The following is a 21,056-nucleotide window of genomic DNA, read 5'->3' on the forward strand; positions in this document are numbered from 1 at the left end:
CGCATGAGTTATCTGGAAAGACAGTTTCTGATTGCCATGCCCGGCATGGATGACCCCAATTTCAGTCGCGGGGTCACCCTGCTCTGTCAGCACAACGAGGAAGGGGCGCTGGGCATCACTATCAATCGACCTTCGGAGTTCGCGCTCCAGGACCTGCTTTCGCAGGTGGGTCTCAAGTGCGCCGATTCACGGATGAGCGAATTGCCGGTCTTCGACGGTGGGCCGATGCATCGCGAGCGGGGTTTCGTTCTGCACGGTCCCGACCGTCACTACGAGTCCAGCATGACGGTCGGTCCGGAGATCGTCATAACCACCTCGCGCGACGTCCTCGAAGATATTGCTTCGGGAAACGGTCCGGAACGCTTCCTTGTCGCGCTTGGCTATGCGGGCTGGGGTGCAGGCCAGCTCGAAGACGAGATGCGCGAAAACGCCTGGCTGCACGTGATGGCCGATTCCGAACTGTTATTCGACCTGCCGGTGGACCAGCGCTGGGAAGGCGCGGTCTCGCGGCTGGGGATCGAGGTGGGTCGCCTGCAGCCAGCGGGTGGCCATGCCTGAGTCGGGTGCCCTGCTGGCGATCGATTACGGAACGCGCACGGCGGGCCTGGCAATCGGCCATCGACTCACGGGTTCGGCCCGACCCCTCGCGCCGATTCGCTATCGGCGACCGGAAGCCCTTTTAACCGAACTGGCGGCGGTCATCAAGCAATGGAAGCCCGAGCGGATCGTGGTTGGTCTACCGCTGGGCAGCGACGGCGATGAGACCCCGATGAGCCGGGAGATTCGTCGTTTTGCTGCGACTTTGGCGGACATCGCGCCGAATCGCGCGATTGAGTTCCATGACGAGCGAATGAGTTCCGAGCACGCCGCCCGCGATTTTGCCGAGCGTCGCGGCCAGGGCCGGGCGCGGCGGCGCGACGCCGAACGCATGGACAGCCTGGCGGCGGCCGTGATCCTGGAGTCGTGGATGAGCGAACATGGCTGCATCTGACGCCGTGGCCCGTCATCTCCTCGACATCGATCGGCTCAGCGATCGCGATCTGGACTGGCTGATCGCGCGCGCCCGGTCCCTGGCCGCTGGAGCGTCTCCCGCGGTTCTGGATTACGCCGTGGTCAACCTTTTCTTCGAGCCCAGCACACGCACGCGCGTTTCCTTCGAGCTGGCTGCTGCGCGCCTGGGTATGCGCGTGATCAACGTGGAACTGGAGCGGTCCTCGTCGACCAAGGGAGAATCGCTGGAGGACACGGCGGCGACGCTGGCAGCGATGGGCGTCGATGCCCTGATCGTTCGTCACCCAGAAACCGGGCGCTGCCATCGACTGGCCGAGGCGCTGCCGGCACCCTTGAAGTTGCTCAACGCGGGTGACGGCAGTGGCCACCACCCGAGCCAGGCGCTGCTCGACGTGGCAACGCTCGAGTTGGCCGGGGTCGAATTGAGCGGCGCCCGCGTGGTGATCGTTGGGGACATCCTGCGTTCGCGGGTGGCGCGCTCGGACATTGCGGCCTTGCTGCGGCGGGGCGCGGCCGAAGTGTGCCTATCGGGTCCACCCGACTGGCTGCCCGATCGCGTGCCCGCCGGCGTGTGCACGGCCGCAAGTCTGGCCGAGGCGGTCGCCGAGGCCGACGTTGTGATCATGCTGCGTATCCAGCACGAGCGCATGGGCCGCCAGTCGTGGCCGGACTCGGCGGACTACCACGCCGACTGGGGCCTGAGGCCGGAGCACCTGGAACGGGCTAGCCCCGACTGCCGCGTGCTTCATCCCGGTCCGATCAACCGTGGCGTCGAGATCAGCGATGCCGTGGCCGACGGTCCGCAATCCCTGATTCTGGAACAGGTAAGAATGGGCGTGTATGCGCGCATGGCGATCTTCGAATGGCTGTTTGCCTCCGACCATCTCGCCGCGCGCGTCTAGAATGGCGGGCATGGACACCAAGTTCCACGGCCGGGGGTTGCGATGACGGGAGAAGCCCGCCCCGACTTTCCGCGCCGGGTTCGCAGCTTTGTTCGGCGCCCCGGCCGGCTGACCTCGGCCCAGCAGCGCGCGCTCGATGAGCGCCTGCCCCGGTACGCGGTCGATGTCGACCTGACGGATCTGCGAGCCGCTTTCGATCGGCCCGCGCCGCTGGTCGTGGAAATCGGTTTCGGTAACGGCGAGGCGCTGGCGTGGATGGCTGCGCGTGAGCCGGAGAAGAATTTTGTCGGCATTGAAGTCCATGAGCCGGGGGTCGGTCGGCTGGTGCGGCAGCTCGATGATCAAGGGCTTGGCAACGTGCGTATCGCCATGCGCGACGCCGTCGAAGTGCTGTCCGGCCAGGTGCCGTCGGCCAGTCTTGCCCAGGTCCGGGTCTACTTTCCCGATCCCTGGCCGAAGAAACGTCACCACAAGCGGCGCATTGTTCAGCCTGCATTCGTCGAAGGGATCGCCGAACGGCTTGAGCCCGGGGGGATACTGCATCTGGCAACGGATTGGGCGCCGTATGCGCAGTGGATGGTCGAAGTAGCTGAAGGCTGCGAGCGCCTGGAAAACCTCGGCGATCCCTGGAGCGAGCGCCCGGCATGGCGGCCGCAGACGCATTTCGAGCGCCGTGGACTGGGACGCGGGCACGAAATTTTCGACCTTGTCTACCGGCGCGGCTGCTGAATGGGTATGGACGGGGGTCTGACTCTCAGCGGCGACATGCTACTGGTACTCACCGTGCTGGGGCTGACCATTTTTCTGTTTGTCTTCGAGATCGTGCGCGTCGATATCGCCGCGGTCTGCATCATGGTGCTGATCGGGCTGCTCGGGCTGGTGCCCGGCGACCAGTTGTTCAACGGTTTCGCGTCCAATGCCGTTATCTCCATCATTGCCGTGATGATCATCGGCGCCGGTCTCGACCGCACCGGGGTGATGAACGTGGTTGCCGGCTTCATTGTTCGAGTCGGTGGTCGCTCTGAGCCGCGCGTCATGGGTATGATCGCCTCGACGACTGGCGTGACCTCCGGTTTCATGCAGAATCCGGCGGCGACCGCCCTGTTTCTACCGGTGGTCTCCCGCATCTCGGCCCGTCTCGATATGCCCCTGTCCCGGCTACTGATGCCCATGGGTTTCTGTGCGGTCGCCGGCGGCACCATCACGATGGTCGGGTCCTCGCCCCTGATTCTGCTCAACGACCTGATCCTGACTTCGAACCGTTCCCTGCCTCCCGGGGCGGAAGCCATGCAGGAGTTCGCGCTGTTTGCCGTCGCACCCATCGGCATCGCTTTGCTGTTGGCGACGCTGGCGTATTTTCTGCTGATCGGAAAGAAAATGCTGCCCGACGAGGAGGCGAAGCGACCGGCTGCCCCCGGCCGCACCAAGCGGTACTTTGCCGAAGTCTACGGAATTGATGGCGATGTCTATGAAATGCTGGTGACTGTGGACTCGCCGCTGGTCGGTATGCGCATTGCCGAGGCCGAGAGCCTGGAGGGTGCGCCGCTGATGCTGGCCATTCAGAATACCGACAAGCCCCGCCTGGCCCCGCCGGCCGAAGAAATGATCTGGGTTGGCACCGTGCTCGGCGTGATGGGATCGCGTGAGCAGGTGGGCGAGTTCGCGCTGAGCCATCATCTGCGCCTGCAGCCGCGCCTTCGCACCTTTGGCAACCTGTTCAACCCGACCCGGGCCGGCATCTCCGAGGTCGTCATCCCGCCCGGGTCACGCCTGATCGGCCAGACCATCGGCGAGGCGCGCCTGCGCCAGCGCTTCGGGATTTCGGTGCTGGCCATCAACCGCCGCGAGGAAATCATCACTGGCGGGCTGCGTGAGCAGCCGCTGCAGGTGGGTGACTGCCTGGTCAGCCATTCGACCTGGCGCGATCTGGCCAATGTGGCTCGCGACAAGGATTTCATCGTTGCCACGGACATCCCCAAAGAAGAGCAGCGCCCGCAGAAAGTGGTGCATGCGCTGGGTTTTTTTGCCCTTTCGCTAGGCTTGATCCTGTTCACGGATTTCCCGCTGCCGGTCGCCTTGCTGACCGGTGCGGTCGGTATGGTGCTGACCGGGGTGCTGAGCATGGACGAGGCCTATGGAGCGGTCAGGTGGTCGACGGTCTTCCTGATGGCCAGCCTCATCCCCCTGGGCTATGCCCTGGAGGTCACCGGTACGGCGGCGTGGCTGGTTCAACAGGCTCTGCTGGTGCTGGGCGAGACGCCGGAAATCGTGCTTCAGGTGTCGCTGGCCGTACTCGCTACTGCCTTCGCGCTGGTCATGTCCAACGTCGGAGCCACCGTGCTGCTGGTGCCGATTGCCGTCAACGTGGCCCTGGCCACCGGAGCCAACCCGGCGCTTTATGCGTTGATCGTGGCGCTGGCGACGTCCAACGCCTTCATCCTGCCGACCAACCCGGTCAACGCCATGATCATGGGGCCGGGCGGCTACAAGGTGCGGGATTTCCTGCGCGTGGGCGGGTTGATGAGCTTCGTGTACCTGAGCGTGATGCTGTCGATGGTCAATCTGATCTATTGAAACCGCTGGTAGCGGGACGGGTCGAGATCAGAGCTCGTCGGCGGCAAAGATCTGGCCGTCTTCTTCCAGCAGCGGGCAGCGAGTCAGAATGGCGCGCGGGCAGGGGCCGGCCACGCACTGACCCGTGCGCGGCTCGAACACCGCGCCGTGGGCGGCACAGATGAGTCGGTTGTGCTCATCGGTAAGAAACTGGTCCGGCGCCCAGTTCAGCGGCTGGCCGGCATGCGGGCAGCGGTTGTACCAGGCCTGCGGCTGCCCGTCGACGCGGGTCGCTACCAGATAGCGCGGCTGTCCGGCAACATTGAACTGCAGTTCGTGGTACTCGCCTTCGGGCAACTGATTGGACCGACAAAGGAACTCATGCTGGCTCACGGGGTCAGGACTCAGGATGAAGCATTCAAGAAGATCACCATTCTATCAGCCGCCGACCAGCCCGCTGGCCCGCCTGGGTCTGGCGCTGGCCGGTATAGGAATTCTCGCGCTGAGCTTCATGCTCGGTCTGTTCGTCCTGGCGATTGCCATGGGGCTGGCCTTGATCGGCGGGGTGGTCATCGCCGTGCGGCGGCTGCTGGCAGGAAAATCGTCGCCCGAGGATGAAGCGCGCGGTCCGATCGACGTGGAATACCGCGTGATTCACCGATCGCGTGGGGATCGAGGCCCGGACTGATCGCGCCGGGTCTCAGTGCTGGCGAATCCCGAACATCAGCAGCGAGGCCAGCAACACCACCACCCAGAACGCCATCGAGCCGGTTGGCCAGGTCCTGGCGAGCTTGCCATCCCGGCCGTGGCGCTTCTTGACGCGTGCCATCCACTGCACCAGGGTGTCCATGAATACGTTGCGCAGCTCTGCGTTCGTCGCGCTGATGCGATCGCGCAATGCGATCGTCAGCGCTTTCCCACCGCCGCGGTAGATCCAGTCCACGTCCAGGGCGATCTTGTTCTTGCCCCCGACCAGTCCCAGCATCAGGAAAAAGGCCAGACCGGTAAACAACAGCAGCTGCATCTCCTTGAGAACGTGACCCACGGTCCAGGCGTTGTAATCAATGGGGGCCGGAAGAATCGCGTACAGCGGGCCCGGCACAACGCCGATCAGGAAACACAGCGACGCGGCCAGTCCCATGGCGAGGAGCATGTTGGGCGGCGGTTCTGCCGGGCGAAGTCCGGCATCGCGATGGAAGAAAGTGAACCACGCCAGTTTCAGGCCGATGCTTAAAAACGTCCCGGCGCCGGCGGTGAGCAGCATAAGGTAGATGATGCCCCGCCCGTCGTCGGCCGCGGCTTCGATGATGATGGTTTTGCTCACGAAGCCTGAAAACAGCGGAAAGCCGGAGATCGAGACCGCACCCACCATGAACAACAAGAAAGTCCACGGCATGCTGCGGTACAGCCCGCCCAGCTCGGTCAGCTTCGATTTGCCGGTCATGTAGATGACTGCGCCGGCGCCCATGAACAGTAGCGCCTTGTAGAGAATATGGGTGAACGCGTGCGCCGCCGCGCCGCTCAGTGCCAGGCTGGTACCCATGCCCACGGCACAGACCATGTAGCCGACCTGGCTGATGATGTGGTAGGCCAGAATCCGCCGGATGTCGTTGGCCAGGACCGCGTAGATCACGCCGTACCAGGTCATGATCACGCCCATCCACATCAACAGCTCGACCCCGGGGTAGCCGCGCATCAGCACGTACACCGCCGTTTTGGTGGTCAACGCGCTCATGAACACGGCACCGGTCACGGTGGCTTCCGGGTAGGCATCCGACAGCCAGGCGTGCAGTGGCGGCACGGCGGCGTTGATCATGAAGGCCACCAGGATCAGGTAGAAGGCCGGAGAGGCGGTCTCGATGCGGTCGAAGGCGATCGAGCCGGTGGTCTGATAAAAAACGATAACGCCGGCCAACAGCGACATGCCGCCGATGGCGTGAATGATCAGGTAGCGCATGCCCGCGGCGTAGGAGACGTCGGTGCCGCGGCGCCAGATCAGCCACACGGAGGTGATGACCATCAACTCCCAGAATACATACAGGGTGACCAGGTCACCGGCCAGCACTGCCCCCAGTGCTGACGCCGCGTAGGTCAGCGCGGCCACGTGCTGCACCGTATCTTTTACATGCAGCGCGAAGATCATGCCGATGACCAGAATGATGCCGAACACGTAGGCAAACACCAGGCTGAGGTCGTCGACCCGGCCAGTGACCAGCGGCATGCCGAGGAACTCGAACTGCCCATGCGTTCCCGGACTCAAGGTAAATAATGCGGCCAGGCCGAGCAGCGGCACCAGCACCAGCCAGACCCGGCGCGCAGCAGCGGGCAGCAGCGGCAGCGCGGCTGCGCCGAGCAGCAGAACCAGCGCTGGATGCAGCCAGTCAGTCATCACGGCTCCGTTCGCGTCCCGGCGCTTCGTGCTCGTGTTGTTCGCCGTAGTAGTCCTCGGGCTTGTAGAGCAGCAGGTGCCCCAGGCCCTTGGCCACGGCAATGAAGAAGACGCAACCGACAAAGCCGAGCACGGCGGCGAAACCGCCCAGCCCATCCCAGGGGAAGCGGACGTAGGCCGGAGGGATGATGATGTCGGCGAGCACCAGCAGGGCCATCACGACCAGCGTGATCAGGCTGAGCAGGCGGCCGCGCGCGACCAGGCGTTCCAGCCAGCGCCCCAGCATCAGGCGAGTCCTCCTGAAAAGATCGACGCCATCAGGTCAAAACCACGCTGAGCCAGCACGAACAGCACCAGCGTGCCAAGAGCGGTCAGGCTCAGCGGGACCACGCACAGCCAGGGTGCTTCCTTGATGCCGGGTTGTTCGCTCGCCGGCAGCGGCTTGAGAAATGCCCTCAGGACGGGCGGCAGCAGATAAGCGATGTTGAGAATCGTGCTGAGGAGAAAGGCGGCCAGGATCAGCATATGGCCTGCGTCGAAGGCCCCGCTAACCAGGTGCCACTTGCTCCATAAGCCCCCGGTGGGCGGCAGGCCGATCACGCACATCGCGCCGATGAAAAACGCGGACATGGTGATCGGCATTTTTCGTCCCAGGCCGTCCAGTTCGGAAACTTTTTTCTTCTTGCTGGCCAGGTAGATCGCCCCCGCGCAGAAAAACAGCGTGATCTTGCCAAAACCGTGCATGAGCATGTGCATGCCGCCACCGATCGCGGCCAGCTGACTGGTCAGCAAGGCGCCGATGACGATGTACGACAACTGGCTGACCGTTGAATAAGCCAGCCGGGCCTTGAGGTTGTCCTGGTGCATGGCGACCAGTGAAGCCACCAGCATGGTGAACGTCGCCACGTAAAGCACGAAATCAGTCGTCGCCAGCGTTTTCAGATAGTCCAGGCCGAAAATGTAGATCGCCAATTTCAGGACCACGAACACGCCGGCTTTGACCACGGCGACCGCGTGCAGCAGGGCCGAAACCGGCGTCGGCGCCACCATGGCCGCCGGCAGCCAGCGGTGGAACGGCATCAGCGCGGCCTTGCCGGTGCCGAACATGAACAGCACCAGCAACAGCGCGCCCGTCGCCGGTGTGACCTGGCCGGCCAGGATGCCGCCGGGCGTGAACGTCAGGGTGCCGGTGGCCGCCCAGGTCCAGATCATGGCCGGTAGCCAGAGGCAGATACTGGTCAGCAGCAGCAAAACCAGGTAGGTGCGCGCGCCGCGTTTGGATTTCTCCGAGCCGTCGTGGGCGACCAGCGGATAGGTCGACACCGACAAAATCTCGTAGAAGACAAACATCGTCAGCAGGTTGTCGGCGAAAGCGATGCCGGCGGCGGCCCCCAGGGCGATCGCGTAGCAGGCGAAGAAGCGCCCCAGGTTGGTATAGCCGCCGTGGGTCATGTAGCCGATGGCATACGGCGTGGCCAGAATCCAGAGGGTCGAGGCCAGCAGCGCAAACAGCAGGCCCAGTGGCTCGACGGCAAAGCCGATCGTCAGACCGGGCAGGATTTCCCAGACGCTTTGCTCGAGGGCTTCGCCAGACAGGGCGGGACCGGCCAGCCCCCAGACAGCGACCAGGAACACGCCGGAGGTCAGCCAGCTCAAGCGCTGGATCCACTGGCGGCTGCCGGCGGCAAAGCCAATCGCGATGGCCCCGACGAAGGGAATCAGCACCACCGTCAGCGGCGCCAACTGCGGCAGCCAGCTCATGGCGCGCTTCCCCCGTCGCCCAGCAGCGCACCGGCTGCCGCGCGCGCTGCACCCACCGTCAGCCGGGTATCCAGTCCGAAGTAGAAATTCAACGAGACCACGAACCAGGTCGGGATCAGCAGCGCCAGCGGCGCTTCGCGCATCTCTGCCGCCCCGTTCGGGCGCGGCGAGAACCAGGCGGCCTCGATGACCCGCCAGATGTAATACAGCGCCATCAGCGACGTGATCACCAGGAACACGACCAGCCACCAAGCCCCGGCTTCGATCGAGGCGAGCACCAGGTACCATTTGCTGATAAAGCCGACCGTGGTCGGAACGCCGATGATGGACAGCCCGGCCAGCGCGAAAGCGGTCAGGGTCCAGGGCATCTGCCGCCCGAGCCCGCGCAGGTCATCCAGCCTGGCCGATCCGGTGCGGTAGATCACGCATCCCACGGCCATGAACAGTGCGGTCTTGATCAGGGCATGGTTGAACAGGTGCAAAAACGCCGCCGTCAGCCCGGTCAAGGTAGCCAGCGAGACCCCGAGAACCATGTAGCCGACCTGGGCGACCGAAGAATAGGCCAGCATGCGCTTGAGATGAATCTGGAACATCGCCACCCAGGAGCCTGCGAACATGCCGGCCAGGGCCAGCACCATCAGGACCGTGGACAGTGGCAGGACGACGAAGCTGTAGTCCGGGCCAAAAACGGTGAAGGCAAAACGCAGCATCACGTACAGCGCAACCTTGGTCGCCGTTCCGGCCAGGAAGACGGTGACGAAGTTCGGGGCGTAGGCGTAGGCGTTGGGCAACCACAGGTGTAGCGGTAGCAGCGCCAGTTTCAGGCCCATGCCGACCACGATGAAGGCCAGCGCCGCGCGGACCGCGTTGTTGTCGCTCATCGCCGGTAGCCGTTCGGCCAGGTCGGCCATGTTGAGCGTGCCGGTGACCATGTACAAAAACGCGATGCCGATCAGGAAAAAGGTGGCGCCGACCGTGCCCATGATCAGGTAGCGGAACGCCGCCAGCAGGGCGCGCCGATCCTGGCCGTAGGCAATCAGCGCGTAGCTGGCCAGCGAGGAGATTTCAAGGAATACGAAGACGTTGAACGCATCCCCGGTCAGGGTAATTCCCAGCAGGCCTGCAACGACCAGCAAAAACAGCGCGTAGAAAGTGCCGTGTCGACCCTGGATCTCGACCGCGACGCTCTTGGGTGCCCAAAGCAGGGTGACAGCGGCCATGGCGGCCACCAGGAACGCCACGAATGCGTTGGCCGCATCGACGCGGTATTCGATACCGATGGGTGGTGGCCAGTTGCCGAAGGGATAAGACATCGTTGCCCCGCCCAGCGTCTCGGCCAGGACCGCGGCTGCGATAATCGCGCTCGACAGGCAGACCAGCATTGTCACTGCCCAGGGCGTGGCGCGCCCGGGCAGCACCGCCACGAACCCCGACCCGATCAGCGGAGCCAGCATCATGAAGGGCATCAGATCGAGCAGGGTCATGGCTTGGCTCGGTCCCCGTCAGCCTTGTTCATCGTCGTCGAGGTCGTCACCCAGATGATCGTCCTCGATGGTGCCGTAGGCCTCCTGGATACGGACGGCCAGCGCCAGGCCGACTGCCGTGATGGCCACCCCGACCACGATGGCCGTCAGTACGATCACGTGCGGCAGCGGATTGGAGTAGACCTCGACGCCGTCGCGCAGGATCGGGGTGGATCCGCCGACGACCTTGCCGGCCGAGACGAACAGGATGAACACCGAGGTCTGGAACAGGTTCAGGCCCATGACCTTCTTGATCATGTTGCCGCGCGCAATCACGCAGTAAAAGCCAATCATCATCAGGGTGACCACCACCCAATAATTGAAGAAGCCGAGCAGCGTCACGCCGAATCTTCCTCATCATTGAGCGCTTGTTCATCAAGCACTTCATCCCACATCTGCCGGCGGCGGGCGAACAGTGTGAACAGCAGCATGGCCACGGTGGCCACGGTCAGCCCGACGCCGAACTCAACGATGATGATGCCGGCCTGCTGGGCCGCCTGCGGGTTCGACAGCAGGTCCGAAAACTCCAGGTACCGGCCGCCCAGCAAGACCCCGGCCAGTCCGGTCAAGGCATAGATCAGCACGCCGGCTGCGCTCAAAACGTACATCGCCTTGAGCGGGATCGCGTCCAGGCCGCGCTTAAGTCCGTAGATCAGTACAAACAGAATCCAGCCGGCCGAGAAGACCAGGCCGGCCTGGAAGCCGCCACCGGGGGAGTACTCGCCGTGGAACTGGATGTAGAGCCCGACCAGCAGAATCAGCGGAATCAGGAACCGGGCCAGGATGCGCAGAATGCCGTTGTTTTTCATGGCGAGGGCTTCCGCTGGGAGGCGCGCCTGCGGCTGATGGGACGGCGTCTGCGCACGCCGGGCAAGCCCCGGTGGGGGCGAACCGACAGCAGGGCAAACACCGCCAGGGCCGCGGCGAAGATGACGAAGGCTTCGCCCATGGTGTCGATCGAGCGATAGCTGGCAAGAACCGCTGCGACCATGTTGGGAATGCCCATGTCGTCGCCGGTATTGGCCACGTAGTGCGCGCCGACGTGCGTCTGGGCCGGATTGTCCGGGTTGCCGAATTCCGGCAGATCCATGGCCGCGTACCCGAGCATGGCGCCGGTGACCAGGACAACCGCCAGCGCCAGCCAGTTGTATCCGCCGGTGGGATGTTCGTGGCGTCGGGCCAGGGTCAGGACAGCGAGCACAAGAATCGTGCTCAGTCCAGCGCCGACGGCGGCTTCGGTCAGGGCGACGTCGCCGGCATCGAGCACGGTAAACAGTCCGGCCGAGAGCAGCGAGTAAATCGCAAACAGCATCGCGGCCGCAAACAGATCGCGTACGCGCACCACGGCCACGGCGACCACGACCAAAAAAATCAGCAGGGGAATATCGATCAGGTACGCGATGACGGCTTCCCCCTGTGAGCGGAAAGCGGCTCGGAGTCGTCGGCCAGTTCCGGTTCGACCCCGTCAATCATCGCCGCCCTGGACAGGGCATGGGTTGCGGTCGGTGCCGTAAACAGCAAAAACAGCAGGATCAGCAGCAGCTTCAGCGTCAGCAGGCTGATGCCCGACTGCAGGATCAGACCGGCTCCGATGCAGATGGCGCACAGCGTGTCGGTGATGCCGGCGCCGTGCAGTCGGGTGTAGAAATCCGGGAATCGGAACAGCCCCAGACCGCCGATGAAGCCGAAAGCGCCCCCGATCAGCAGCAGGCTTCCGGACAGGATATTGATCCCCCATTCAAGCATCTTGCGGGTCCTCCTCCGTGGCGCTGCCCAGATCGCGCGTCTTGACCAGTTTCAGCACCGTGACGATGGCGATGAAATTGATCAGGGCATACACCAGCGCGACATCGATCAGGTCGGCGTGGCCGGTGATATGCGTGATCAGCGCGACAACGAGTACCGTTTTGGTGCCGAAGACGTTGACCGCCACGATCCGGTCGTAGATGGTCGGTCCCTTGAGCGCCCGGCCCAGCGCCAGGGCCATGGTCGAGAAGACGGCCATGGTCGTCGCGATCAGCACCAGCGTCATTGCTGCGACTCCGTGGACCCTTCCAGCCAGCAAATCTTGTCGGCCAGCCGTCCGCTGACCAGCGATTGTGCTGATTGCTCGTCCAGCGCGTGGGCGACCAGCGTGTCGCGGTCCAGCCCGATCGTGACCGTACCGGGGGTCAGGGTACAGGTATTGCCGTAGACCACCTTGCCCAGAGAACTTTTGTGCGGGACCGGGACGCTGACGATACGCGGACTGATCTTTTCCGGGCTGAAAACCAGCCGGGCAACGTGCAGGTTGGCCTGGATGATCTGCCCCAGCGCCCACAGCCAGAAAACGGGCAAGCGCCAGGAAAAAACCAGCGGATTGTGTTCGTCGCCGACAATTCTCATGCGCAAAGCGATCCAGACCACGAGGATCAGGCTGGCGCCCCCCAGAAAGAAAATGACCGGTTTGTAGACGCCGGAGATCGCCAGCCACAGGCCGGCCAGGGTAAGGGAGAGAAACAAAACGTTACGCATACATGCCCGGATTCTACCAACAGCCCCCGTGAATTTCCGTAGTTTATCCGGCCGGCCGCCAGGCGATGTCGTTGCCTGCCAAGTTGCGGTCAACGACACATCAGGCTGGTCGCGGCAAGGCACATCCGACCGCGCCCGCCAGCAGGCGGATGGCGCTGGACCGGTCTGGATTCGACAGCGGTGCGGCGCGGGCGAAATGGCCGACCAGTTCATCGGCAGTCAGAACGGGGACCTCGGACAGTTCCCGGTCGCGCAGACCGACTTCTGAACGCGCGAAGCAGATGATGGGCTGGACCGGATAGACCAGGCTGTGCTGCAGCAGCCAGCGGTTCAGCGCCTCGGTCTGGGCCGCGACCTGGCGCAGAGGATTGGCGATGGCGTTCCATCCCGGCCTGCCGCCGCAGCCGGCCTTGTGGGCCAGCGGCCAGTCCTGTTCGTCGGGCCGAACGTAGATCAGGCCCGGCGTGTTCTTGACTTCGATGAGATGCACCCCGGTCGGGGCGACGACGACGAAATCGATTTCGCGTCGGCCGCCGGCCACCGTGGGGTCGGGGATCTGGACCTGGTTGAATACCACGTGATCGTCGGGCAGCTGTTTGAGCGAGCGCAGCACCCGCGCCTCGCCCTCGGCGCCGGTCAGGGCCGAGGGCGGCACCGAGCTGCTGCCGGTGAGGGCTGAAAAGAAGATCGCCAGCACGGCGATGCCCGCGGTCAGCACCGCCAGCGGCGGCATGATCCAGTAGCTCGCCAGGGTCGCAACGACTCCGACGCACACGGCGATCGCGACCCGCGCACGCTGTTGCCGGGCGGCTTGCCGCATCTCGGCCCGATGCTGGTCCAGCGCGGTATAGGATTGCAGAAAGCGCAGATTAGCCATCAGCTAGCCTGTTTATAAATAGGGGGAAAACAACCAGCTCAGGGAGTCGCGCAGGCGCTGTGGCAGCGGACGTCCATCGACTTCGGTCAGGGTGACCTCGCGGCCGCGGTCGGCCGCCGCCTCGACCTGCTCGGCCAGGTCTCGGGCAAAGTCATCGCCGTAGACTTCTACCTGCAGCTCGAAATTCAGCCGCAGGCTCCGGGTATCCCAGTTGGTCGAGCCGATCAGCGAATAGTAATTGTCGACAACGAACAGCTTGGAGTGATTGAACGGCGGTGGCTGGTAGTAGACCCGCGCGCCGCGGAACAGAATCTCCCACAGCATGTTGCGCGTCGCCCAGTGGATGTAGGGCAGGTTGTTGCGTGCCGGCAGCACGATCAGGACATCGACCCCGCGCACGCACGCGGCCTGGATGGCGCTGATCAGTTCGCGCGGCGGCAGGAAATAGGGCGTCATGATGCGCACCGAGCGGCGCGCTTCGCCGATGGCGGCGTTGAGCAGCATCATCAGTTTGTCGAGGTCTTCATCGGGCCCGTCGGTGACCGTCCGGCACAGCAAACTGCCGCTGCGGGTCGGCACGCGGCAGTCCGGGTCCTGGCTGTCCTCGGTCGAAAATCGCCACATCCGCAGGAATTCCTCGCGCAGCTGCCCGACGGCCGGGCCTTTGACCACAAACTGGACATCGGCGGTGGGCCGCTTGTTGTCCTCTATGTCAAGGCAGTGCCGCTCACCGATATTCATGCCGCCGGCGAAGCCGATGGCATCGTCGATCACCAGAATCTTGTGGTGGTTGCGCATGTTGATCGACAGGCTGGGTGGCAGCAGCCTGGGCGGTAGAAAGCGCCCGACCTGAATCCCTGCCCGTTGCAGTATCTTGCTGCTGCGCGGCCAGGAATACAGGTCGCCGAAGCCGTCGATGAGAATGCGGACGTCGACCCCGCGCTGCACCGCGCGCTGCAGCGCGGCCACGAAGCGCCGGCTGGTTCGATCGTTGTCGAGGATGTAGGTCGTCAGCAGAACGTGATGGCAAGCATCATCGATGGCGGCGAGCATCGCTGGATAGGCCTGCTCACCGTTGACCAGCGGCTCGACGTGGTTGCCGCCGACCAGCGGATGTCGGCTGAGCGCCTGCCCGACCCGGGCCAGTTCACGATAGGCCGGCGGAATATTCGACGGCAGCGGGTGGGTCTCCGGCAGCGCCGCGCCGCGCTCGTAGCCGATGCTGAAGCCGGGCAGGCCCAGACCCTGCGCCTTGCCGCGAACGCGATTGAGGCCGAAGAACAGGTACAGCACGGGACCGGCCAGCGGAAAAAGGATACAAACCGCAATCCAGCCGAAAGCGGCCTTCGGATCGCGTTTATAGAGCAGGGCGTGAATAGCGGTCGCCGGCGCCAGCAGCGCATGAAACAGCAACGCGATCAGGGTTTCGAAGGACATCAGATGGCCATCATAGCGATACCGGCATGCATGGACGTCTTGATCGACCTGCGCTACAATCATATCTTTCTATCCGTATCAAGAGATATAAACCGATGTCCGGCTACCTTTTTACCTCCGAATCCGTCTCTGAAGGCCATCCCGACAAGCTGGCCGACCAGATTTCCGACGCCGTGCTCGACGGCATCCTGACCCAGGACGCCAACGCGCGCGTGGCCTGTGAGACCTTCATCAAGACCGGTGCGGTCGTCGTCGGCGGCGAGATCACGACCTCGGCCTGGGTCGATCTGGAAGAACTCATTCGCGACGTGGTTGTGGAAGTCGGCTACGACTCGTCGCGGGTCGGATTTGACGGCCGCACCTGCTCGGTCATCAACATGATCGGCAAGCAATCGCCCGATATCGCCATGGGCGTGGATCGCGCCGACCCGGAACAGCAGGGGGCCGGCGACCAGGGCCTGATGTTTGGCTACGCCGCCAACGAGACCCCGGAGCTGATGCCGGCGCCGATCTACTACGCGCATCGGCTTATGGAGCAGCAGACGCGGCTGCGCAAGCAGGCCGACAACCCCCTGCCGTGGCTGCGACCCGACGCCAAAAGCCAGGTCAGCCTGCGCTACGAGGAGGGCAAGCCGGTCGCCATCGACGCGGTGGTGCTCTCGACCCAGCACGACGAAGAGGTCTCGCTGGACGAATTGCGCGCGGGCGTGATGGAGCACATCATTCGCCCGGTGCTGCCGCAGGAATGGCTGCACCGCGATACCCTGGTTCATATCAATCCCACCGGCAAGTTCGTCATCGGCGGGCCGGTCGGCGACGCCGGCCTTACGGGTCGCAAGATCATCGTCGACACCTACGGCGGCATGGCCCGCCACGGCGGCGGCGCTTTTTCAGGCAAGGATCCGTCCAAGGTCGACCGTTCGGCCACCTACGCCGCGCGCTACGTGGCCAAGAACGTGGTCGCTGCCGGGCTGGCCGAGAAGTGCGAAATCCAGGTCAGCTACGCGATTGGCGTGGCCGAGCCGACTTCCATTTCGGTGACCACTTTCGGCACCAATAAAATTCCGGAAACGCAAATTGAGAAGCTGGTGCGGGACCATTTCGATCTGCGGCCTTTCGGCATCCTCAAGATGCTCGACCTGCTCCATCCCATGTACCGCCAGACCGCCTCGCTGGGGCATTTCGGCCGCCCGCCGGTCGAGACCACGGCAGCGGTGGTGCGCGACGGGCGCCAGACCGAAGACCATTTCACCACCTTTAGCTGGGAGCGCACCGACCGCGCCCAGGCGCTGGCTTCCGCCGCCGGCCTGTAGCTTTAAGCGGCCCAAACCGAATCGACCCATCTGCACATCATCAAAAGGACATCAAGCATGAACGCAAGAACCGAAGACGCGCGCAAGAGCGTACTGTTCGACGACAGCATCGCCCCGACCGAGCATGACTTTTTCGTCGCCGACCTGGCCCAGGCCAAGTTTGGCCGCCAGGAAATCGCCATCGCCGAAACCGAGATGCCCGGCCTGATGCAGACCCGAACCGAGTTCTCGGCCGACAAGCCGCTCAAGGGCGCGCGCATCGCCGGCAGCCTGCACATGACCATCCAGACCGCGGTTCTGATCGAGACCCTGATCGAGCTGGGTGCCGAAGTGCGCTGGGCCTCGTGCAACATCTACTCGACCCAGGATCACGCCGCTGCGGCCATGGCCGAGCGCGGCGTGCCCGTGTTTGCCTACAAGGGCGAGAGCCTGACCGAGTACTGGGAGTTCGCCCACCGCATCTTCCAGTGGCCCGACGGCGGCACCGCGAACATGATCCTCGACGACGGCGGCGATGCCTCGCTGCTGCTGGATCTCGGCGCCCGCGCCGAAGCCGATCCGTCCGTGCTCGACAATCCCGGCAGCGAGGAAGAAACCGCGTTGTTTGCCTCGATTCGCAAGCGCCTGGAAATCAACTGGGGCTGGTATACCGAAGCGCTGGAAAACATCCACGGCGTGACCGAGGAAACCACTACCGGCGTGCTGCGGCTGTACCGCATGGCCAAGGCCGGCACCCTGAAATTCCCGGCCATCAACGTCAACGACTCGGTCACCAAATCCAAGTTCGACAATCTTTATGGCTGCCGCGAATCGCTGGTTGACGCCATCAAGCGGGCGACCGACGTGATGATCGCCGGCAAGACCGCCATCGTCTGCGGCTACGGCGATGTGGGCAAGGGCTCGGCCCAGTCGCTGCGCGCTTTGTCGGCCAACGTCTGGGTCACCGAAGTCGACCCGATCTGCGCCCTGCAGGCGGCGATGGAGGGCTTCAAGGTCGTCAACCTGGAAGATCCGGGCGTCATCGAGTCGGCCGATATCATCGTGACGGCCACCGGCAACTGCAACATCATCCGCCACGAGCACATGCTGCGCTGCAAGGACCAGGCGATTGTCTGCAACATCGGTCACTTCGACGACGAAATCGACGTCGCCAGCGTCGAGCAGTACGAGTGGGAGGAGATCAAGCCGCAGGTCGATCACATCATCTTCCCCGACGGCAAGCGCATCATCCTGCTGGCGCGCGGGCGCCTGGTCAACCTGGGCTGCGCCACCGGCCATCCCAGCTTCGTGATGTCAAACTCGTTCACCAACCAGGTCCTGGCCCAGATCGAGCTGTGGAAGAACGGCGATCGCTACGACAACGAGGTCTACTTCCTGCCCAAGCATCTCGATGAGCGCGTCGCCCGGCTGCACCTGGCCAAGATCGGTGCCCGCCTGACCGAGCTTACCAAGGACCAGGCCGACTATATCGGCGTGCCGGTCGAAGGGCCCTACAAGCCCGAGCATTACCGCTACTGATCGGGTCCGGTCTCAGCAGCCTGACCGCCGGTGCCGCGCGCGACCCTCTCGCGCGGCACCGGCGGTTGTGATCCGCTGAGCTCGCATTTCAGACCCTGACCCCGCAGAAAAAGGATGGCGTCATGGGCAAGGTGGAAGCACCGCAACTGAGTTTCGAGTTTTTCCCGCCGCGCGACGACGTTCAGACGGCTCGTTTTCGCACCGCAAGGGATCGCTTGCTCGCCCTGCACCCGGACTATGTATCGGTGACGTTCGGCGCGGGCGGCTCGACCCGCTCGCGCACGGTTGATACCGTCCGCGAGATCGCCGAGGCCAGCGGAATTCCGGTGGCCCCCCATATTTCCTGCATGTCAGAAGACCTGGACAGCCTTCGCCAGCTGCTCGAGAGCTACGACCGTTTCGGCGTCAAGCGGCTGGTGGTGCTGCGGGGCGACCGTCCTTCTGGACGCTACGCCGGCGTGTTCGAACATGCCGCCGACCTGGTGGCCGATATCCGCCAGCGCTGGGGTTCACGGTTTCACCTGGAAGTGGCCTGTTACCCCGAACACCACCCGGAGTCGCCCAGCCCGGCCGCGGACCTGCGCCACTTCCGCGACAAGGTGGCGGCCGGGGCCGACGGCGCCATCACCCAGTATTTCTTCAACGCCGAGTGCTATTTCCGTTTTGTCGACGACGCCCGCGCCCTTGGGGTGGATGTGCCGATCGTGCCCGGCGTCATGCCGATCACCAACTATCAGGGCCTGGCCCGATTTTCGCGAACCTGCGGCGCCGAGATTCCGCAGTGGATCGACAAGCGTCTGCAGGCCTGGGACGCTGAAGGTGACCGCGAATCCCTGATCGAATTTGGTCACGAAGTCGTCTGCAATCTTTGCCGTCGCTTGCTTGACGGCGGTGCGCCGGGTCTGCACTTTTACACTCTCAACCGGGCGGGGCCGTCATTACGCCTGTGCAGCGACCTGGGTCTGGGGAATCGCTGAGCTCTCTTCGCGTGCGGGCTTAATCGCCCTCGGCGCGCACGTGCAGCGTGCGATCCGCGCTATCAGGTCCTGGCAGGTCGATCTCAATGGGTCGACAGCAAACGGCGCAATCCTGAAGCACGGTTTGGCCGGCGTCGTCGGGCTCCAGCTCCACCCAGTTGGGTTCTCCGCACCACGGGCAGGAGAACGGCTCGGATTCGGTCAGCAAGTCGGCAGCCTCAATCGTCTCCGTAGATGGCGATGGTCTTGCGCCCCGCGGCATCGATGGCGGCCCGGTACATACCCTCGGTGTTGAACGGCATGGCGATGTTGCCTTGCGCGTCGATGGCGATGACGCCGCCGTCGCCGCCGGCTTTGACCAGAACGCCGTTGACCACGGCATCGGCGCTTTCGGCCAGATCAAGACCGGCGTGGCGTATGCGCGCGCAGATATCGTAGGCGACGACGTGGCGAATGAAAAACTCGCCGTGGCCAGTGGCGCTGACCGCGCAGGCCCGGTTGTCGGCGTAGGTGCCGGCGCCGATGATCGGCGAGTCCCCGACCCGGCCCCAGCGTTTGTTGGTCATGCCGCCGGTCGAGGTGGCCGCGGCAAGATTGCCGTCGCCATCCAGCGCCACTGCGCCCACGGTCGAGAACCAGTCCTCCGACAGCTGCACCGACGCGTCCTGGCGGGCCTGAACCGCGCGCAGCTGCTCGGCCCGGAACTCGGTGATGAACCAGTCCGGATCCTTGAATTCAAGGCCGATGGTTTCGGCAAAAGCGGTCGCACCGTCGCTGACCAGCATGACGTGCGGTGAGTCGGTCATGACCGCGCGGGCCGCCTCGATCGGGTGACGGATGCCGGCTACGCTGGCGACCGCGCCGGCGGCCAGGCTGGCGCCGTCCATGATCGAGGCGTCCATCTCAACGGTACCATCGTGGGTCAGCACGGCGCCCCGTCCGGCGTTGAATTCGGGCGCGTCTTCCAGAATGCGCACGGCGGCGACCACCGCATCCAGGCTGCTGCCGCCATCGGTCAGCACCTGATGGCCGGCTTCGATCGCATCGCTCAGGGCCGAACGAATCGCGGTTTCCTGTGCTTTGCTCAGGTTGCCGCGCTCAATCGTGCCAGCACCGCCGTGGATGGCGATGCCGATCGGCGCTTGCGCCAGGGCAGAGAGGCTCATCAGAATCAGGCTCACAGTCAGTAACAGGTTTTTTTTCATGACAGGGTCAGGCGCGGACAAACGGGAGAGATCGAAAGTCTAGCATTCCCGGTATACTCCGGCGCTGGCAGGCACCGCGAGAGCGCACCACGATATGAGCTATACCATCACCCTGTTTTATGCCGGCCTGTCCGGCCTGATCCTGCTGGCGCTGTCGTACCAGGTCGTGTCCCTGAGGCGGCGGTTCCAGGTCGGGCTGGGCAGTGGCGAACAGCCGGAACTTGAGCGCGTGATCCGGGTTCACGCGAACTTTTGCGAGTACGCTCCGCTGGCGCTCATCCTGCTGCTGGCGCTGGAGGGCTCGGGCGCTCTGCCGGCGGCGGTCCTGCACCTGCTCGGCCTGGCGCTGGTCGTGGGCAGGTTTCTGCACGCCTGGGGCCTGAGTCGAACCGGCGGCGTTTCGCGCGGCCGCTTCGTCGGTACCCTCCTGACCTGGATGATGCTGCTGGCCGGATCACTACTGGCTGTCGGGATGGCGCTGGGGGCTTGGTGGTTCTCACTGGGTGGCTGACCAGTACAGGGCGGTAAAAATCTTCGGATCGATCGCCAGGCCGGCGCGGTAGCGGTCGATCAGCCAGCCGTCGATGGCGGCAGCGGGGATGCGATGGACGATGATGTCCTCGCTGTCGTCACCGCCGCCGGGGCCAACCGGTTCCAGGTCTTCGGCCCACACGAAGCAGACCTGTTCGCTGGTCAGCCCGGCCGAGGTCGGGCAGGCCATGATCTCGCGCAGCCGTCCTGCCCGCCAGCCGGTTTCCTCGACCAGTTCGCGCGCTGCGGCAGCCAGCGGCGCCTCGCCGGCTTGTTCATCGCAGTCGCCGACCAGGCCCGCCGGTAGTTCGATGGTGCGCTGCTTGATCGGTATGCGATACTGTTCCACCAGCAACAGCTCGCGTTCGGGCGTCCAGGCGATCAGCACGACCACGCCATGGCGACGTTCGATGAATTCCCAGCCGCGCCGTTCCCGCAGGTTCAGGTAGCGACCCGAATAAAGGGTTGAATCCGGTTTTTCGGTCATGTTTTTAGCCTTGCGTCTACAGGCCTGTGAACATCCGGCCGGTCTGAGGGTCCGAGCT

General features: G+C 64.2%; 26 protein-coding genes. 10 read left to right on the top strand and 16 right to left on the bottom strand.

Annotation, left to right across the window (positions count from 1 at the left end):
* Positions 1–3: 3 nt before the first annotated feature.
* Genes G3I74_RS09395 through G3I74_RS09415 form a run of 5 tightly spaced genes read left to right on the top strand, consistent with a single transcriptional unit; the run spans position 4 to position 4,487 of the window.
* Complete coding sequence (locus tag G3I74_RS09395; protein ID WP_164211338.1) at positions 4–558, top strand: YqgE/AlgH family protein; 555 nt, start codon at positions 4–6, stop codon at positions 556–558.
* Positions 551–991: a Holliday junction resolvase RuvX gene (gene ruvX, locus G3I74_RS09400; RefSeq protein ID WP_164211339.1), complete on the top strand. Its 441-nt coding sequence runs from the start codon at positions 551–553 to the stop codon at positions 989–991. Before G3I74_RS09395 ends, ruvX begins: the two co-directional genes overlap by 8 nt.
* Positions 978–1,913, top strand: a complete 936-nt coding sequence (locus G3I74_RS09405; protein ID WP_164211340.1) for an aspartate carbamoyltransferase catalytic subunit — start codon at positions 978–980, stop codon at positions 1,911–1,913. Before ruvX ends, G3I74_RS09405 begins: the two co-directional genes overlap by 14 nt.
* A gap of 42 nt (positions 1,914–1,955) precedes the next feature.
* Entirely contained in the window at positions 1,956–2,642 is a 687-nt protein-coding gene (gene trmB, locus G3I74_RS09410; RefSeq protein WP_164211341.1) for a tRNA (guanosine(46)-N7)-methyltransferase TrmB, read from the top strand.
* Between the two features lie 36 nt (positions 2,643–2,678).
* The gene (locus tag G3I74_RS09415; protein ID WP_164211342.1) at positions 2,679–4,487 is read left to right on the top strand and encodes an SLC13 family permease; all 1,809 of its coding nucleotides are present in this window, start codon (positions 2,679–2,681) and stop codon (positions 4,485–4,487) included.
* Between the two features lie 27 nt (positions 4,488–4,514).
* Here the strand turns inward: G3I74_RS09415 and G3I74_RS09420 are convergent, their stop codons facing one another.
* Positions 4,515–4,859: a Rieske 2Fe-2S domain-containing protein gene (locus G3I74_RS09420; protein ID WP_164211343.1), complete on the bottom strand. Its 345-nt coding sequence runs from the start codon at positions 4,857–4,859 to the stop codon at positions 4,515–4,517.
* 16 nt (positions 4,860–4,875) lie between these two features.
* Between G3I74_RS09420 and G3I74_RS09425 the strand changes: the two genes are divergently transcribed.
* Positions 4,876–5,154 (top strand): hypothetical protein, encoded by a 279-nt coding sequence (locus G3I74_RS09425; RefSeq protein WP_164211344.1) that lies wholly within the window; start codon positions 4,876–4,878, stop codon positions 5,152–5,154.
* A 12-nt stretch (positions 5,155–5,166) separates the two neighbouring features.
* Here the strand turns inward: G3I74_RS09425 and G3I74_RS09430 are convergent, their stop codons facing one another.
* From G3I74_RS09430 to G3I74_RS09485, 12 genes are all read right to left on the bottom strand, one after another.
* Positions 5,167–6,855, bottom strand: a complete 1,689-nt coding sequence (locus G3I74_RS09430; RefSeq protein WP_203594652.1) for a Na(+)/H(+) antiporter subunit D — start codon at positions 6,853–6,855, stop codon at positions 5,167–5,169.
* Entirely contained in the window at positions 6,848–7,141 is a 294-nt protein-coding gene (locus G3I74_RS09435; protein ID WP_164211346.1) for a hypothetical protein, read from the bottom strand. Before G3I74_RS09435 ends, G3I74_RS09430 begins: the two co-directional genes overlap by 8 nt.
* Positions 7,141–8,616, bottom strand: coding sequence for a proton-conducting transporter transmembrane domain-containing protein (locus G3I74_RS09440; protein WP_239056810.1), 1,476 nt, complete (start codon positions 8,614–8,616; stop codon positions 7,141–7,143). The genes G3I74_RS09435 and G3I74_RS09440 overlap by 1 nt, the downstream gene beginning before the upstream one ends.
* On the bottom strand, positions 8,613–10,100 hold the full coding sequence (locus G3I74_RS09445; protein ID WP_164211347.1) for a monovalent cation/H+ antiporter subunit D family protein: 1,488 nt from the start codon (positions 10,098–10,100) through the stop codon (positions 8,613–8,615). The genes G3I74_RS09440 and G3I74_RS09445 overlap by 4 nt, the downstream gene beginning before the upstream one ends.
* Before the next feature lie 18 nt (positions 10,101–10,118).
* On the bottom strand, positions 10,119–10,481 hold the full coding sequence (locus G3I74_RS09450) for a cation:proton antiporter subunit C (RefSeq protein ID WP_164211348.1): 363 nt from the start codon (positions 10,479–10,481) through the stop codon (positions 10,119–10,121).
* Positions 10,478–10,948, bottom strand: a complete 471-nt coding sequence (locus G3I74_RS09455) for a Na(+)/H(+) antiporter subunit B (protein ID WP_164211349.1) — start codon at positions 10,946–10,948, stop codon at positions 10,478–10,480. The genes G3I74_RS09450 and G3I74_RS09455 overlap by 4 nt, the downstream gene beginning before the upstream one ends.
* Positions 10,945–11,499 carry a DUF4040 domain-containing protein gene (locus tag G3I74_RS09460; protein ID WP_338063089.1) on the bottom strand — a complete coding sequence of 185 codons (555 nt, stop codon included), beginning with the start codon at positions 11,497–11,499 and terminating at the stop codon, positions 10,945–10,947. Before G3I74_RS09460 ends, G3I74_RS09455 begins: the two co-directional genes overlap by 4 nt.
* 29 nt (positions 11,500–11,528) lie before the next feature.
* A complete protein-coding gene (gene mnhG / locus G3I74_RS09465; RefSeq protein WP_164211350.1) occupies positions 11,529–11,885 on the bottom strand; it encodes a monovalent cation/H(+) antiporter subunit G in 357 nt (118 codons plus the stop codon).
* Positions 11,878–12,171: an MrpF/PhaF family protein gene (locus G3I74_RS09470; protein WP_164211351.1), complete on the bottom strand. Its 294-nt coding sequence runs from the start codon at positions 12,169–12,171 to the stop codon at positions 11,878–11,880. Before G3I74_RS09470 ends, mnhG begins: the two co-directional genes overlap by 8 nt.
* A complete protein-coding gene (locus tag G3I74_RS09475) occupies positions 12,168–12,641 on the bottom strand; it encodes a Na+/H+ antiporter subunit E (RefSeq protein WP_164211352.1) in 474 nt (157 codons plus the stop codon). Before G3I74_RS09475 ends, G3I74_RS09470 begins: the two co-directional genes overlap by 4 nt.
* Positions 12,642–12,753: 112 nt before the next feature.
* Positions 12,754–13,530 (bottom strand): nuclease-related domain-containing protein, encoded by a 777-nt coding sequence (locus tag G3I74_RS09480; RefSeq protein ID WP_164211353.1) that lies wholly within the window; start codon positions 13,528–13,530, stop codon positions 12,754–12,756.
* A gap of 12 nt (positions 13,531–13,542) precedes the next feature.
* The gene (locus G3I74_RS09485) at positions 13,543–14,967 is read right to left on the bottom strand and encodes a phospholipase D-like domain-containing protein (protein WP_164211354.1); all 1,425 of its coding nucleotides are present in this window, start codon (positions 14,965–14,967) and stop codon (positions 13,543–13,545) included.
* 95 nt (positions 14,968–15,062) lie between these two features.
* On the opposite strand from G3I74_RS09485, the gene metK reads away from it, so the two are divergent.
* The 3 genes from metK to metF all read left to right on the top strand — a co-directional run bounded on the left by metK (position 15,063) and on the right by metF (position 18,775).
* The gene (metK, locus tag G3I74_RS09490) at positions 15,063–16,280 is read left to right on the top strand and encodes a methionine adenosyltransferase (RefSeq protein ID WP_164211355.1); all 1,218 of its coding nucleotides are present in this window, start codon (positions 15,063–15,065) and stop codon (positions 16,278–16,280) included.
* Between the two features lie 57 nt (positions 16,281–16,337).
* Positions 16,338–17,798 (top strand): adenosylhomocysteinase, encoded by a 1,461-nt coding sequence (ahcY, locus tag G3I74_RS09495; protein ID WP_164211356.1) that lies wholly within the window; start codon positions 16,338–16,340, stop codon positions 17,796–17,798.
* A 122-nt stretch (positions 17,799–17,920) separates the two neighbouring features.
* Positions 17,921–18,775 carry a methylenetetrahydrofolate reductase [NAD(P)H] gene (gene metF / locus G3I74_RS09500; protein ID WP_203594653.1) on the top strand — a complete coding sequence of 285 codons (855 nt, stop codon included), beginning with the start codon at positions 17,921–17,923 and terminating at the stop codon, positions 18,773–18,775.
* A gap of 19 nt (positions 18,776–18,794) precedes the next feature.
* Here metF and G3I74_RS09505 read toward each other — a convergent pair whose 3' ends face one another.
* Complete coding sequence (locus G3I74_RS09505) at positions 18,795–18,983, bottom strand: zinc ribbon domain-containing protein (protein WP_203594654.1); 189 nt, start codon at positions 18,981–18,983, stop codon at positions 18,795–18,797.
* A 10-nt stretch (positions 18,984–18,993) separates the two neighbouring features.
* Positions 18,994–19,941, bottom strand: coding sequence for an isoaspartyl peptidase/L-asparaginase family protein (locus G3I74_RS09510; RefSeq protein WP_239056815.1), 948 nt, complete (start codon positions 19,939–19,941; stop codon positions 18,994–18,996).
* Positions 19,942–20,074: 133 nt separating this feature from the next.
* Between G3I74_RS09510 and G3I74_RS09515 the strand changes: the two genes are divergently transcribed.
* Positions 20,075–20,491 carry an MAPEG family protein gene (locus G3I74_RS09515; RefSeq protein WP_164211358.1) on the top strand — a complete coding sequence of 139 codons (417 nt, stop codon included), beginning with the start codon at positions 20,075–20,077 and terminating at the stop codon, positions 20,489–20,491.
* On the opposite strand, the gene G3I74_RS09520 is transcribed toward G3I74_RS09515, so the two are convergent.
* Complete coding sequence (locus tag G3I74_RS09520) at positions 20,477–20,998, bottom strand: NUDIX hydrolase (RefSeq protein WP_164211359.1); 522 nt, start codon at positions 20,996–20,998, stop codon at positions 20,477–20,479. The genes G3I74_RS09515 and G3I74_RS09520 overlap by 15 nt on opposite strands.
* Between the last annotated feature and the right edge of the window lie 58 nt (positions 20,999–21,056).

Source organism: Wenzhouxiangella limi (assembly GCF_010499265.1).
GTDB classification, from domain to species: domain Bacteria; phylum Pseudomonadota; class Gammaproteobacteria; order Xanthomonadales; family Wenzhouxiangellaceae; genus Wenzhouxiangella; species Wenzhouxiangella limi.